Source organism: Bacillus clarus, from assembly GCF_000746925.1.
Taxonomy (GTDB): Bacteria; Bacillota; Bacilli; order Bacillales; family Bacillaceae_G; genus Bacillus_A; species Bacillus_A clarus.
The window spans coordinates 703,196-718,132 of sequence record NZ_JMQC01000008.1 but is presented as its reverse complement, the minus strand read 5'-3'; the positions used below and the strand labels follow the sequence as shown (position 1 = coordinate 718,132).

The 14,937-nt window shown below is 37.2% G+C and carries 10 protein-coding genes and 1 pseudogene; 9 read left to right on the top strand and 2 right to left on the bottom strand.

Annotated elements, in window-relative coordinates:
• The first annotated feature begins 58 nt into the window (after nt 1-58).
• The 6 genes from DJ93_RS04325 to DJ93_RS04300 are packed head-to-tail and all read left to right on the top strand — an operon-like array spanning nt 59 to nt 10,327.
• Nucleotides 59-3,658, top strand: coding sequence for a phage tail tape measure protein (locus DJ93_RS04325; RefSeq protein WP_042979346.1), 3,600 nt, complete (start codon nt 59-61; stop codon nt 3,656-3,658).
• A gap of 41 nt (nt 3,659-3,699) precedes the next feature.
• The gene (locus DJ93_RS04320) at nt 3,700-5,157 is read left to right on the top strand and encodes a distal tail protein Dit (RefSeq protein WP_042979345.1); all 1,458 of its coding nucleotides are present in this window, start codon (nt 3,700-3,702) and stop codon (nt 5,155-5,157) included.
• The gene (locus DJ93_RS04315; RefSeq protein ID WP_042979344.1) at nt 5,154-8,582 is read left to right on the top strand and encodes a phage tail spike protein; all 3,429 of its coding nucleotides are present in this window, start codon (nt 5,154-5,156) and stop codon (nt 8,580-8,582) included. Before DJ93_RS04320 ends, DJ93_RS04315 begins: the two co-directional genes overlap by 4 nt.
• Before the next feature lie 16 nt (nt 8,583-8,598).
• A complete protein-coding gene (locus tag DJ93_RS04310) occupies nt 8,599-8,964 on the top strand; it encodes a hypothetical protein (RefSeq protein ID WP_042979343.1) in 366 nt (121 codons plus the stop codon).
• A gap of 39 nt (nt 8,965-9,003) precedes the next feature.
• Nucleotides 9,004-9,264: a BhlA/UviB family holin-like peptide gene (locus DJ93_RS04305; protein ID WP_042979342.1), complete on the top strand. Its 261-nt coding sequence runs from the start codon at nt 9,004-9,006 to the stop codon at nt 9,262-9,264.
• Nucleotides 9,265-9,301: 37 nt separating this feature from the next.
• A complete protein-coding gene (locus DJ93_RS04300; RefSeq protein ID WP_117287853.1) occupies nt 9,302-10,327 on the top strand; it encodes an N-acetylmuramoyl-L-alanine amidase in 1,026 nt (341 codons plus the stop codon).
• A 67-nt stretch (nt 10,328-10,394) separates the two neighbouring features.
• Here the strand turns inward: DJ93_RS04300 and DJ93_RS04295 are convergent, their stop codons facing one another.
• Nucleotides 10,395-10,847, bottom strand: a complete 453-nt coding sequence (locus tag DJ93_RS04295; RefSeq protein WP_042979340.1) for an SMI1/KNR4 family protein — start codon at nt 10,845-10,847, stop codon at nt 10,395-10,397.
• Nucleotides 10,848-10,859: 12 nt separating this feature from the next.
• Nucleotides 10,860-12,083 (bottom strand): WXG100 family type VII secretion target, encoded by a 1,224-nt coding sequence (locus DJ93_RS04290; protein ID WP_042979339.1) that lies wholly within the window; start codon nt 12,081-12,083, stop codon nt 10,860-10,862.
• A 212-nt stretch (nt 12,084-12,295) separates the two neighbouring features.
• Here DJ93_RS04290 and spoVFB point away from each other — a divergent pair.
• The 3 genes and pseudogenes from spoVFB to dapG all read left to right on the top strand — a co-directional run.
• A pseudogene (gene spoVFB / locus DJ93_RS04285) lies at nt 12,296-12,484 on the top strand (dipicolinate synthase subunit B); the annotation flags it as partial.
• A 150-nt stretch (nt 12,485-12,634) separates the two neighbouring features.
• Nucleotides 12,635-13,681 (top strand): aspartate-semialdehyde dehydrogenase, encoded by a 1,047-nt coding sequence (gene asd, locus DJ93_RS04280; RefSeq protein ID WP_042979337.1) that lies wholly within the window; start codon nt 12,635-12,637, stop codon nt 13,679-13,681.
• Nucleotides 13,682-13,704: 23 nt separating this feature from the next.
• On the top strand, nt 13,705-14,937 hold the full coding sequence (gene dapG, locus DJ93_RS04275; RefSeq protein ID WP_042979336.1) for an aspartate kinase: 1,233 nt from the start codon (nt 13,705-13,707) through the stop codon (nt 14,935-14,937).

The following is a 14,937-nucleotide window of genomic DNA, read 5'->3' as shown; positions in this document are numbered from 1 at the left end:
CAAAGTAAGAAAAGCGACTCAAAAAGACTTTAACAATTTCTAAGAAAGGGGTGAGAATATGGCAGGAAGAATTAAAGGGATTACGATTGAAATTGGTGGTAATACTGAGCCGCTTCAAAATGCTTTAAAAGATGTTAATAAGCGCAGTAATGATTTAACTAAAGAACTTAAAGACGTTGAACGTCTTTTGAAATTCGATCCTGGTAATGTTGAAGCTTTAGCTCAAAAGCAAAAGTTATTGACTCAACAAATTGAAAATACAACTGAAAAGCTAGATAAATTGAAAGCAGCAGAACAACAAGTTCAAGCACAATTTCAAAACGGAAAGATTTCTGAAGAACAGTACCGCGCGTTTAGGCGTGAAATTGAATTTACACAAGGGTCACTTGATGGTCTGAAGAATAAGCTCGGAAACATGAAAGCTGAACAAGAAAATGTAGCAAGTTCAACAAGACAATTAGAAACGTTGTTTAGTGCTACAGGCAAAAGTGTGGATGACTTTGCAGGAGCATTAGGTAATCGTCTTGTAAATGCAATTAAAAGTGGTACAGCTACAAGTAGGCAGTTAGAACAAGCGATTGGAATTATCGGACGAGAAGCGTTAGGGGCAGAAGCGGATATTGAAAAATTACAACGTGCGCTTCGATCTGTGGATGCTGGAAATTCAATTCAACAAGTACGGAATGATTTAAGAGATTTACAACAAGAAGCAGATAGAACAGAGAAAAAATTTGAAGGTCTTAAAATAGGATTAGAAAATGTCATTGGTGGTATGGCAGCTGGTGGTGGTATCGCAACGGCCGTTGAAAAAGCCATGGACATGTCTAAATTAAAAACAAAAATTGATATTAGTTTTGATGTTCCTGAGTCTTCGAAAAAATCAGTAGAGGAAGCTGTAAGAGGAATTTCAGCATATGGGTTAGATGCAGAAGAAGCACTTGAAGGTGTAAGGCGACAATGGGCATTAAATAAAGATATTAGTGATGCAGCAAATGCTTCTTTTATAAAAAATGCAGCTGTTATTGCTAAATCTTATGAAGGTATTGATTTTACGGAATTAATACAAGAAACCAATGAAATCAAAAATGAATTAGGTATTACGCAAGAAGGCGCACTTGGATTAACAGATGCCTTGCTAAAAATAGGTTTTCCCCCAGAACAACTGGACATTATTGCTGAATACGGTGGGCAACTAACTCGCGCTGGGTATAATGCTGAAGAAGTGCAAGCGATTATGGAAGCTGGCGTTGAAACAGGTACTTGGAATATTGATAATCTCTTAGATGGACTGAAAGAAGGTCGTATTAAAGCCGCTGAATTTGGTCAAGGTGTCGATAAGGCTATGAAGGAAACGCTAGAAGGTACTAATATCTCAGCTGAACAATTGCAAAAATGGGGGCAAGCTGTAGCTAATGGCGGTAAAGAAGGTTCAGCCGCTATGACTGATATTGCTCAAGCGTTATCCGAGGTTGAAAATGAAACGAAGCGTAACGAATTAGGGGTAAAACTGTTCGGTACAATGTACGAAGATCAAGGGCAAAACATTATTAATACTTTACTAGGTGCAAAAGAAAAAACAGTTGATTTCAATAAGAACCAGGAAAAACTGAATGAATCAATAAAGAAAATGGATGCAAACCCAGCTGTAAAATTCCAAAAAGCTATGCAAGATTTACAAGTTGCTCTCCAACCTGTGTTGTCAGTTGTGGCTGATCTTGTTTCTAAATTTGCTGAATGGATTTCGAATAATCCTCAATTAGCAGCAACATTAGCGGCTATTGCAGTAGCTATTGGCGTAATCACAGGAGCGTTTATGGCCTTAGCTCCTATAGTCGTCACTATATCAACAATAGGGTTAGCCATGACGGGATGGATAGCCCTTTTTGCTGTGATTATAGCCGCTGTTGTCGCTTTAGGTGTTGCCATTTACAAAAACTGGGACGATATTAAAAAATGGACAATAGAAATATGGGATTCTATTAAAGAATATTTTGTAGGGCTTTGGGATGGTATAACCCAATCCTGTAGTGAAGCCTGGTCTTCATTTTTAGAAACGATGCATGAGTTTTTTGATCCCATTGGTCAATTTTTTAGTGATTTATGGACAGGTATAGGTGAGGTGTGGAGTAATGCATGGAATTCTATTGTTGAATTCTTTTCTGGAGCTTGGGCTTCATTCACAGAAATGATGCATAGTTTCTTTGATCCAATAGGCGAATTTTTTAGTAGTTTATGGTCTGGAATTGTTGAAACGGCTTCCTCTTGGTGGTCGTCTTTAGTTGCAACGGCATCCGAATTGTGGGGCATGCTAACGCAAACTTGGCAAGATACTTGGAATGCGATTGTTACTTTTTTAGACCCTATCATTTCATTGATTTCGACAGTTTTAGAAGCAGGTTGGTTACTTATTCAAGCTGGAGTGCAAATTGCTTGGGCGGCAATAAGTCAATATATCATTCAACCAATTCAAGAAGCTTACAATTGGGTAAGTACACAAATTGGAGATTTAGTTAACTGGCTAGGTACACAATGGGAGCTTGTTAAATCTTTGACGCTGGCAGGATGGAATCTGGTAAAACAGTATGTTATTCAACCAGTTCAAGAATTGTGGAATACAACGATAGAAAAACTTAGTGATTTAGCAAATTGGATACTTAAAAACTGGGAAACTATACAATCCTATACACTAACAGCATGGAATCTTATTAAACAATACATCATTGATCCAATTACTCAAGCGTATAATTGGGCGAAGCAACAATTTGGTGATTTGAAAGATTGGATTTTAGAGCATTGGGATACTATAAAAACTGCTACTCTCTCAGCTTGGAATGCAACGAAAACATATATTATTGATCCGATTCGTGACGCCTATAATAGTACGAAAGAAAAATTCAGTGAGATGTATAATACAGCAAAAGATAAATTTGACTCTGTGAAAAATGCTGCAATGGAAAAATTCGAAGCAGCAAAGCGATTTATCGTTGATCCAATTAAAGATGCAGTTGACAGTATAGAAAAATTTATTGGGAAGATTAAGGGATTCTTTAGTGACTTGAAGTTAAAAATTCCAAAACCAGAAATGCCACCTCTTCCACACTTTAGTCTGCAAACTAGCACAAAATCAGTTTTAGGACAAGATATCACGTTTCCATCTGGAATAAATGTGGATTGGTATGCAAAAGGTGGTATCTTCACTAAGCCTACAATATTCGGAATGAATGGCGGAAACTTGCAAGGCGCAGGAGAAGCGGGACGAGAAGCGGTGCTTCCCCTTAATAAGAAGACACTTGGAGATATTGGTGAAGGTATTGCTAAAACTATGATTGGTACTACCGGATCTATGAGTCAATTAATGGGTGATATGAGTCGCATGATGGATAGTTCTATGAGCCAGTTATCAGGATTAAAAACTGTTATGAGTGGTGTATATGGAAATATGTCAAATAGTAAACAAGCTATGACAAGTAGTAGTGCAAATCAAGTGTTTAATTATTCGTCAGGATCATCTGGCGGTAATGGAGTAATTCCGACGCTTAGTGGTGATTTAGTAGTTGAAGTGCCTGTAATCTTAGAAGGTAGAGATGTAGCGCGTGGTACTTATCGATATACAACGGAATATCAAGATAGAGAAGAAAGAAGAAACTCGGACTTTTAGGTTTGGGTTTCTTTTATTTTATAAAGAAATGGGGTGTTAAAGTGAGTTCTTTTACATTTAACAAAGAACGCAAAGATTTTATTCAAATAGAAAACGGATGGAAAAGACCAGCATGGGCACCGTTAAAAAGAAATTTATTACAAGTGCCTAATTATCCTGGTGCTAGATTATTAAACACACAAACAGAAATGCGTGTTTTACCTGTTCCAGTTGGAATTATTGTGCCAGATGGTGCAGATTTAGAAACATTAAAAGAAGAAATAGCAGCTTGGTTAATTACAGAAGAAGCTGTTGAATTAATCTTTGACGTAACTCCTGATCGAACTTATCTAGCTGTTATTGATGAAGGTTTTGATCCTGATGAATTTGTAACTCTTGGTAAGGGTACTTTGAAATTCATTTGTCCGATGCCTTATAAACTTGGCCCGACTCAAACAGTAGATTTTAAATTGGATGGTCGAGGGTTGATAGCTAATGTTCAAAATAAAGGTAGTGTAGAATCAAATCCTATTATTGAAATAGAAGTAGAAAAACCTTCTACATTCGCGGATGTCTGGAATAGGATTTATTTCCGTATTGGATATCCACTTAAAGCAGATCAAATTCCTATCGAGAGGAATCAACGTGTGATGTGGGATGAAATGTCTACCACAGTAGGATGGACTGACGTTTCTAAAAGTGAAGATATGACAGGTGGAGGGAAATTTAAAGTAGACGGTGGCACTAGATTAGTACCAGAGTACTTAGGCGAGCCTACAGTAAAAGGATGGCACGGTGCTATTGCTAAAAAGAACATTCCACAAGGCCCATTACAAGACTTCATCATGCAAGCTTACATAGGGTTAAAAAGTCTGCATTGGGACCAAATGGGGCGTGTGGAAATAGGTCTTTTGGATGCAAGTAGTCAATATGTAGCTCGTATTTCTATGAACGATGTACATTGGCAGGCAGAACAAAATACAGGTTTTGCGAAGCTTGGTAATAATACAAAGCCTGGTAGCCAAGTTTTGATTAATGAATCTGGCGATCATCCTAACACATGGAATCAATATCGTGGAAGGCTGTGGTTAGCCCGTACGGGAAATAGATGGGAAGCGTATATCTCAAGATTCCAAGATGGGACTGAAATTGATGATTCAGAAAGATTTGTAGTATTCGTTGATGAAAAGAATGAAAACATGAATCCAGTTGCCCAGGTACAGATTAGCATTTGCCAGTTTTCTAATAACATGTTCTCACAAAATATGAGCATCGATGATTTAAAGATTTGGAAAGTTAACATGAATACGCAAAGTAATCCTCCTTATATTTTTGATGTTGGGGACAAAATAGTCATTGATACAGAGCGAAGCCTTGTAACGATAAACGGTAAAAATGCTATTAATCTAAAAGATATTTTTAGTGATTTTCCGGTTATAAACAAAGGACTAAACACACTAGAAATTATGCCTTCAAATATTGGGAAAGCAAAGGTGACATATAGGGAGAGATATAGATGAGGATACCTAGCGGAACACTTCATGTTATCGATTTTCAAACAGAACAAATCGTTTCTGCCATCCAATCTAAAGATTATTGGGACGATAAGCGACATTGGGAAATCAAAAATAATGTTGATAGATTGGACTTCAAGGTGTTTGATAACACCGATCATGCAGCAACACTTATGCAACAAAATTTAGTTTTAAAGGAAGTTCGTGACGGACGTATCGTTCCTTATGTGATCACAGAAATAGAAAAAAATTCAAATGATCGATCAGTTACTGTTTATGCATCTGGTGAATGGATTTCACTTGGAAAAGCAAATTATATTCCTCCACAAAAAATAGAAGGCAAGACAGTAATTGAAATGGTGGATATAGCTCTTGAAGGTATGAAGTGGGAAAAAGGAAATTTAGACTATGCCGGATTCCACTCAATGACAATTGATGAATACATTGATCCATTGAGTTTCTTGAAAAAGATTGCTTCTTTATTCGAATTAGAAATTCAATATCGCGCTGAAGTTCTTGGTAATCAAATTGTTGGTCGTTATGTGGATATGGTTAAGAAGCGTGGTCGAGAAACAGGTAAAGAAGTAACTCTAGGTAAAGATTTAATGGGAATCAAACGCATTGAAAACTCTCAAAATATCTGTACAGCGCTTATGGGATTCGTTAAAGGTGAAGGAGATAAGATAATTACAGTTGAGAGTATCAATAACGGTTTGACGTATATCGTAGATAACGATGCATTTCAGCGTTGGAATGAAAAAGGTCAGCATAAATTCGGTTTCTATACTCCAGAGACAGAACAAGATATAACGCCACAACGTTTAATGACTCTTATGAAAACAGAACTAGCAAAACGTGTTAATACATCTGTTTCTTATGAAGTGCAAGCGCAAAGTATAGGGCGAGTTTTTGGACTAGCTCACGAGTTGATTAATGAAGGCGATACAATCCGTATCAAAGATACAGGGTTCACATCTAAATTATATCTTGAAGCACGTGCAATCGCTGGTGACGAGTCCTTCACTGATCCATCGCAAGATAAATACGTATTTGGTGATTATCGTGAAATTGTGGATCCAAATGAGGAATTAAGAAAGTTGTATAACAAAGTTCTTGCTTCATTAGGTGATAAACAAGAATTGCTGGATCAGCTAGATAAACTTGTTAAAGAAACATCAGAAACAGCTAATAATGCTCAAAAAGAATCTCAAGAAGCTAAGGAACTAGCGGAAAAAGTACAAGAGAATCTAAAGAATTATCAAACTTCCATTATTGAAAACGCAACAGCACCTAATACAGGATTAGAATCAGGTAAAACACTTTGGCTTGATATTAGTAATGGTAAGCCAGGTATTTTGAAAAAATGGAATGGTGTGGAATGGGAACTGCTTATCCCCGATTACGGAAAAGATGTAAAGAATCTTGATGAACGAACGGCCGAAATCAAAAACGATATGAACGGTATGAGCAACAATGTAAAACAATTAACTGTAACAACAACAGATCAAGGGAAACAAATTTTAGAAGCTAACAATAAAATTGAACAGACTTCACAAAAGCTTGAAGCTAAAATCGATATTAAACAAGTTGAGGATTATGTGGGTGGAATTGGGGTAACGAATGAACTTCGTAACACTCGTTTCACACAAGGTACAAAATATTGGTCTAGTGCCGTTTCGTTCTTTGTTGATAATACTGAAACCCACTGGGGCGATTCGTCTCTTAAACTTTCCGTGAGTGGCAATACATCCAATATGTATCGAAATATAACTTCTAATAGAGTGCCTGTTACTGCTGGGGAAAATGTTGTTGTATCAGCTTATTTTAAAACTAAAAATATAGCTGAACACGAAGGTCAGAAAATACGTATGGTTGCTGTCTTTTGGAAAACCGATGGAACGCAACTAGACGCAGGAGTCAACGATTTTACACTAGCTAACGATACTTGGATAAGACAAGAATTCACAAAAATAGCTCCTCCCGATGCAGTTCAAGTGGCATTTAGAGCATATGTTATTCGAAACGGCACTTTGTGGATGGCCCATCCTATGTTACAGAAAGCAACTAAGGCAAGTTCTTTCATCGAAAATCCAAACGACATGGTTAATAGAGATAAAATCATGGATGACATAGCAGATAAGGTAGCAACCGCTGATTATAACAAGAAAGTAACAGAACTACAAAGAGATATAAAAGCGAATGCAGACGGTATTTTATTATCAGCAAAGAAATCAGAAGTTTATCTAAGAGAAGAAGCAGACGGTACTTTCGCAAAAGATACTTATGTGAAAGAAATGGAAGGTCGTTTGCAAGTTACAGAAAAAGAGATTACTAGTACAGTCCGAAAAGGCGATATCATTTCAGCTATTAACCAAACTGCTGAGAAGATTACGATTGATGTTGCAAAATTAAATATCAATGCCGATACAATTGTAAAATGGCTGACAGCAGAAGGAATCGATACGAATTTCATTTCAGTCCGTGGCGATAAGATTACCATTGATAAAAATGGTGTAACAGTCAAAATGCTTGATTTCTTATTCGAAGATGAACGGGGAATGAAAACGACTGTTATATCAAAACGAAATCTAATAGCAGACCATGATTTTTCTAGTGTTACAAAGAAAAACATCGGGAACACTGATTATTCGGGATTTGAGGGTGGATACGGTTTGCCGTGGAGGTCCAATGGCAATGTAGTTATCGAAAAAAATATAACCGTATTTGATTATGAACAAATGGTGAATGCAGCACGAGTAGATATGTATAACTATCCTGAAACCACTGTTAAAAACGGAATACACCCAGGTAATGTTTATACATTATCAGCACACTTCCGTTGCGCTATGATAAATGGAAGTAGGGTAACAGCTAAACCACAGCTACACGTTTGTTATGTGACGTATAGAGATAATATTCATTATGACATATGGCAGGAAACAAAACTTTCATTCGATGCACCTAGCACTTACTATGGTGACATTCAGCGTAGATCGTTCACTTTTACAGTGCCAGATAACTATAAGCCGCATGAGCACGCTGTTGTTATAAAAGTAGAGTCTGCGGATGCCGACATTAGACAAGGAACGGCAGTTTGTGTATCAGGTGTAACCTTAGTTAGTGGCAAATATGCATCTATGTACGATTGGGATAGAGCAGCGGCAGAAAGAGCAGATGGCATTCAGCCTTTCAACATGATTGCGATAGGCGGCATAAATAATACCATAGGTCCATCAGCAGACGGGCAAACATTCGATATACAGGCGGAAAAGGATGTGAAATTCCAAAACTACATTAGAGCTACACAAGGTATTAACTTGGGAGGAAATGCAAATCAACAATGGGGACATATTCGTTTTACGGACGGTAACCGCGGTATAGGATTTTACGTCAATAATTCAAATGGTTGGCATTTTAATGCATTAGGATAGAAAGGAAGAACAAGATATGGATGATAATTTTATGATGCCATTACAAGCAGGGGAGACGTTTCCTTTCATGGGAAGGATAGTGGATGCAAAACGAACTGATACTGGAATTTTCATTCAAATACCTGCTGACATGTTAAATAACGCAGGTATTCCCAATGAAACAAGTAAGGTTGAGGTGTGGAGAGAGGTTTCTGATGGAACAATTTGTTTTAGGATTGCTACAAGATGTGAATTGTGTGGACGTGGTGCAAGACTTTATGAGCTAGATATGGGATTTGCAAAAAAGAATATTTGTGCAGAGGATTATTTCAAACTTACAGGTAAAAATTCACTACAAGAAACACCAACAACTGAAAATATAGCGCAAACAGAGCAGCCGTAAGCTGGTCTTTTTTTATTGCCAAAAAAGGAGAGATTAACGATGGAAGAACAAATTTTCAATGTAATGCTATCACAGGGCGCTTTTGGCGCTCTTTTTGTTTGGCTTTTATTCTCGACAAGAAAGGAAAGTAAGGAGTTATTAGACGCGACACGCCAAGAAAATAAGGAGCGTGAAGACAAGTATCAACAGACAATTACAGAAAACCAAGCAGTTATTACAAAGCAAGCTGAAGCATTCGGTTCCCTATCTAAAGATGTATCAGAAATCAAACAAATTCTTGGAACGAAAGGTGAGAAATAATATGAAAAAATCAATTAAACTCGTTTCCTCTTTATTTATGACGCTATTGCTTTTGTTCAGCTTTTCTACAGGGGCTTTTGCTGATAGAACACTTATTATCGATGGTTTGCCTAAAACACCGTATCGTGGCGGAGTAGGAGCGTATGAAGGCGTTGTGGCGCATAGTACAGCAACACCAGAAGCTCCGGCTATTAATATCCAAAAGTATGAGTCTCGTACATGGCGTTCCGCTTTCGTTCATTATGCAGTCGATTGGAACGAAACAATTCAAATTGCTGATACAAAATACATTGCTTACGGCGCTGGATCAGGTGCGAATAAACGATTTGTACATGTGGAGCTTTGCGAAACCGCAGACTATGGAAAATTTAAACGTTCATATGAGAAGTACGTTAAATTATTAGCTAAAATCTTAAAAGATAACAATCTATCTGTAGAAAAAGGATTGTGGACTCACTATGATGTAACGAAGTATCTTGGAGGAACAGATCATGAAGATCCATTAGATTATTTGCGTAGTCATGGCGTTTCTGAAGCGCAATTCAGAGCAGATGTACAACGGGCATACAATAACTCTAATGTGGACGTTTCTGTTCCGGAAAAACCATCTAAACCAGCCGAAAAACCAACTGCAAATGTTGAAGGAGTTGCATACATTCAAGGTAATAATATAAATCTACGCAAAGGCCCAGATGCAAGCTATTCTGTTATTCGTCAACTAAACAAACCGGAAGCATACCAAGTGTGGGGTGAAAAAGACGGATGGTTAAATCTTGGTGGGGAACAATGGGTATATAACAACCCTTCTTACATCAAATTTGAAAAGAAAGAGCTGGTTAATCCGATTGTAGGGAAGCGTGTTGTTGCTAAAGTGGACAACCTACGTTTCTATGACTCTGCTTCCTGGGCAAATAAAGATGTTGCTGGTACTGTAGATGCAGGATTAGGATTTACAATTGATGCGAAAGTAAGTGTGAATGGTTCACCGCAATATAAAGTACACAACGGCAAGGGCAAAACATACTATGTAACGGCAAATGAAGCCTATGTGTATGTAAAGTAGTAGGGAAATTTAAAAAAGAGCATTCCTGTTTTAATGGGAGGAATGCTCTTATATTATTCATAATTGATTATTCTTCGTCTTCAAATTCATATAAGCTATTAAGCAATTCTGTAAAAGATGAACAAACAGGATAGATTGCTTCTTCCATCTCTTCTACCTCATGGTCCCAAAAAACAACCGTTGGTGATTGAGGGTTATTTCTGTAATCAAAACATAAGAAGTTGCCAAATGAGTCTCTACCAAAAGGATATGCCTTATCTACTAATCTGTCTTTTATACCCTCATATGTTTGAAGAATAGAACTTTTTCGTTCAGAATCTAAAGTTAAAAGATTATTAAGCGCATCTTCATCTTGACCAGGAATATCGAATGTATCTGGGCTAGGGTAGCCTCCATCATATTTCTTCACACATTCAATAAAATCATTAGGAAATTTAATACCAAAATACTGTTCTAACTGTTGAATTTGTTCATCTGTAATTTTTTTCTCACTTACATTAAACCATGTAATGTCGTTCATATATAAGCCTCCTTATTTATCACTATCTTTTCCCAAAATCCTGTAACCACCTGTATGACCCGTATCTTTATGTATCTGGTAATCTACAAGTTCCATTTTACCTGTGTCTTGATGATGATGCCATGTATGATTCTCTGGTGTTTTTCCTCTTTTCAAAGTTTCAATCTCTATTTCTGTAAATTTAGAAGTCAGCTCAGGATTTTTCATTATTTGTTCATACAAATCTTTATTACATATTCTATCATGTGTTTTTCTAGACCTTTTGAAATCTTCTTCTTTTAGGGTTACTTCACCTTTTGCTTCAAAAATAGGAAATCCTTCAGCATCGTACGGTACACCTGTAACTGGGTGCTTATCCCCTGCCAAGTCACCTTTTCTTAATCTAATTGTTTTAGGGCCATTCGCACCTTCATAAGTATATGTAGCTGCTTTCTGTAAATATTGCTGTGTGCCGCCAACCCCTGCATATGCAAGGTGATTTCCCAGTTTAAATTCATAGTTATTTAATATATGTAATGCATTTCTGTATGCAGAGGAATTAGTCATAAACGATTTTCCTTTTGCTAGATTGGAAACAAGCGCTATCTTCCCTGCTTGTCCTGCTTTACTAAGACCTTTATCACCAATAAAACCTGTTAATAATGATGCTACACCATAGGCAGCGTAATGCATTCTGCTTTCCATATCCCCATTCCAAAAATCATTCATAAATGAATCCGAGAAGGCGTTCCACATTGCAGGAAGAGTTTCCTCGTAATTTACAATCGCATCACGCATGTTTTCCCACGTTTCTGCATCACCCAATGCTTTAAGTCCTTCCCATGCATCTGTGACAGCATCTTCTACACCAGTAGAAATACCAGTCCATGCGTCATTTAAATCCTTTTTCTCTTCGCCCCAAGCTTTCTCGAAGTCAGATTTTGGCGGAAGCTTACCGCACATTGCACCCTCTTGGATATTACCATCATAAAGTTCATCAGCAGTACGGAATTTTTCAGAAGCGTGCATTAGTTCTTCTGCAATCTTATCAAATTCCCTAAATACATTAAACATTTGAGGCTTTGTTTCATTAAACATCTGATAAAATCTTTGACTCGTTGCACCATTCCACATTGAAGCTATATATTCCGTTTGGTTATATAAATCCTTATGTATCTGTTCTAATCTATTTTTAGTTTCAAGGACTATCTTTGCTGACTGTTCCAATCGTTCAGGTGTTACTTTTATTTGTACCATTTTCTTCCTCCTTCCCCAATTAAAATTATGAAGGAAAGGACAGGGGGGTAAATACGGAATTTTGAAATAATAATCTTGAACTTTTGTTGGGGTGGATTTGTATATAGTAAAAGGACCGGGCATACATGAGTAAATTAAAAGTTTGTTCCTTTGTAAAGTCGTTACATATATAATAAGAAGAAAAGGTTCATTTGTTCTGTCGTCACCCTCTGGGTGTCAACCTTATGCGCCTAATGGCCACAAAAAACATATACTTTGTCCCATTCGGTCAAGATGCACCAGAGAAAAAACCGAACTCAATGGTAGCTCGTATGGAGCTCTTGGAAGATACAATTATAGAGGCGTTAGAAGGTAAGCAATTGCAACCTGTTGTTGTAGAAAAATTCAGATATATGAATTAAAAAACGAAAAAAAACGGACAATTTTTGATGAAACCATCATTCTTACTACAGAATATGATAAAATTAACGTTATTAAGATGAGAAGGGGCATTCTAAGCTCCTTCTAATTCTAAGTTATAGAAGGATTGGTATCTAGAAAGGGGCATAGTGATGGAAAAGCAAAAAACTTTTCATGTCGCTGTAGTTGGAGCAACCGGCGCAGTTGGTGAACAAATGTTAAATACTTTAGAGAAACGAGAATTCCCAATCGGGAAGTTAACGTTACTTTCATCTAAACGATCTGCAGGCAAGAAGCTTGTATTTAAAGGAGAAGAATTCACAGTTCAAGAGGCAACTCCTGAAAGCTTTGAAGGAGTAGATATTGCACTTTTTAGTGCTGGTGGATCTGTATCGAAACAATTAGCGCCAGAAGCAGCAAAACGTGGTGCCATTGTTGTTGATAATACAAGCGCATTCCGTATGACAGAAAATGTGCCACTTGTTGTACCTGAAGTAAATGAAAATGATTTAAAAGAACATAATGGTATTATTGCAAATCCAAACTGTTCTACAATTCAAATGGTAGTCGCTCTTGAGCCGGTTCGTCAGCAATTTGGTTTAAAACGAGTAATCGTTTCCACATACCAAGCTGTATCAGGTGCTGGTGCGGCAGCTATTGAAGAACTTCATGAACAATCACAAGCAATCTTAAATGGAGAAGAAGTAAAAGCAAATGTTCTACCTGTATCTGGTGATGAAAAACATTTCCAAATCGCTTTTAACGCTATTCCACAGATTGATAAATTCCAGGATAATGGATTTACATTTGAAGAAATGAAAATGATTAATGAAACGAAAAAAATTATGCATATGCCTGAATTAGAAGTAGCTGCGACATGTGTACGTTTACCAGTCGTATCAGGACATTCTGAGTCTGTTTACATTGAAGTAGAAAAAGAAGGTGTAACAGTTGAGGAACTAAAAAATCTACTTGCGAATGCAGAAGGTGTCGTACTGCAAGATAATCCAGCAGAACAATTATACCCAATGCCATCTACTGCAGTAGGTAAAAACGAAGTGTTTGTTGGAAGAATTCGTAAAGATTTAAATAATGATAAAGGATTCCATCTTTGGGTCGTATCTGATAACTTATTAAAAGGCGCTGCGTGGAACTCTGTTCAAATTGCAGAGCGCTTAGTAAAATTACAATTAGTGTAAACGGCTAAGAGAAGGTGCAAAAAATGAAAATTATTGTTCAAAAATTTGGTGGTACATCTGTACGTGATGAAAATGGGCGTAAGCATGCACTTCACCATATAAAAAAATCATTAAATGCTGGTTATAAAGTAGTTGCTGTGGTATCGGCTATGGGTCGTAAAGGTGAACCATATGCAACAGATACCTTATTAAACCTTGTAAATCAAGAGACATCTAGTATTTCAAAACGTGAGCAAGATTTATTATTGTCATGTGGGGAATTAATTTCAGCAATTGTCTTTTCAAATATGTTAAATGAAAATAGTGTAAAAGCAGCAGCATTAAATGGTGCACAAGCTGGTTTTGTAACGAATGCTGATTTTACAAATGCGAAGATTATTGAAATGAATTGCGATCGTATACATGAAGAATTACAAAATGTAGATGTTGTTGTTGTTACTGGATTCCAAGGGCAAACGAAAGATGGCGATACGACAACACTTGGCCGCGGAGGTAGTGATACTTCAGCTTCAGCATTAGGTGTTGCGCTTCATGCTGAATATATTGATATTTTCACGGATGTAGAGGGTGTTATGACTGCGGATCCTCGTATTGTAAAAGATGCACGTCATCTTCAAACTGTAACATATAACGAAATTTGCAACATGGCTTACCAAGGTGCAAAAGTTGTTCATCCGCGCGCGGTTGAAATTGCGATGCATGCAAAGGTTCCGCTTCGTGTACGTTCTACTTACTCTGATAGCGAAGGGACACTTATTGCAGCATATGATGGTGCGACAAAAGGTCAAGATGTAGAAGAGCGCCCTGTTACAGGTATCGCTCATGTATCAAATGTGACGCAAATTAAAGTGAATGCAAAAGAAGCTGCATACGATTTGCAACAGCATGTATTTAAAGAAATGGCGAATGAAGGAATTAGTGTTGACTTAATTAACATTTCTCCTACTGGTGTAGCGTATACAGTGAGTGATAATGTAGCAAGTTGTGCTGTTGAAGTACTTCAAAATCTTGGATATGAGCCGACTGTGACAGAGCATTGTGCGAAAGTATCTATTGTTGGAGCTGGAATGGCAGGTATTCCAGGGGTTACTGCAAAAATCGTTACAGCTTTAGCAGAAAAAGGTATTCAAATTTTACAATCAGCAGATAGTCATACGACAATTTGGGTGCTTGTAAAAGAAGTAGATTTAGTGGAGGCTGTGAATGCATTACATAGTGCATTTGAGCTTTCAAAAGAAAAGCAATTGGAACAATAA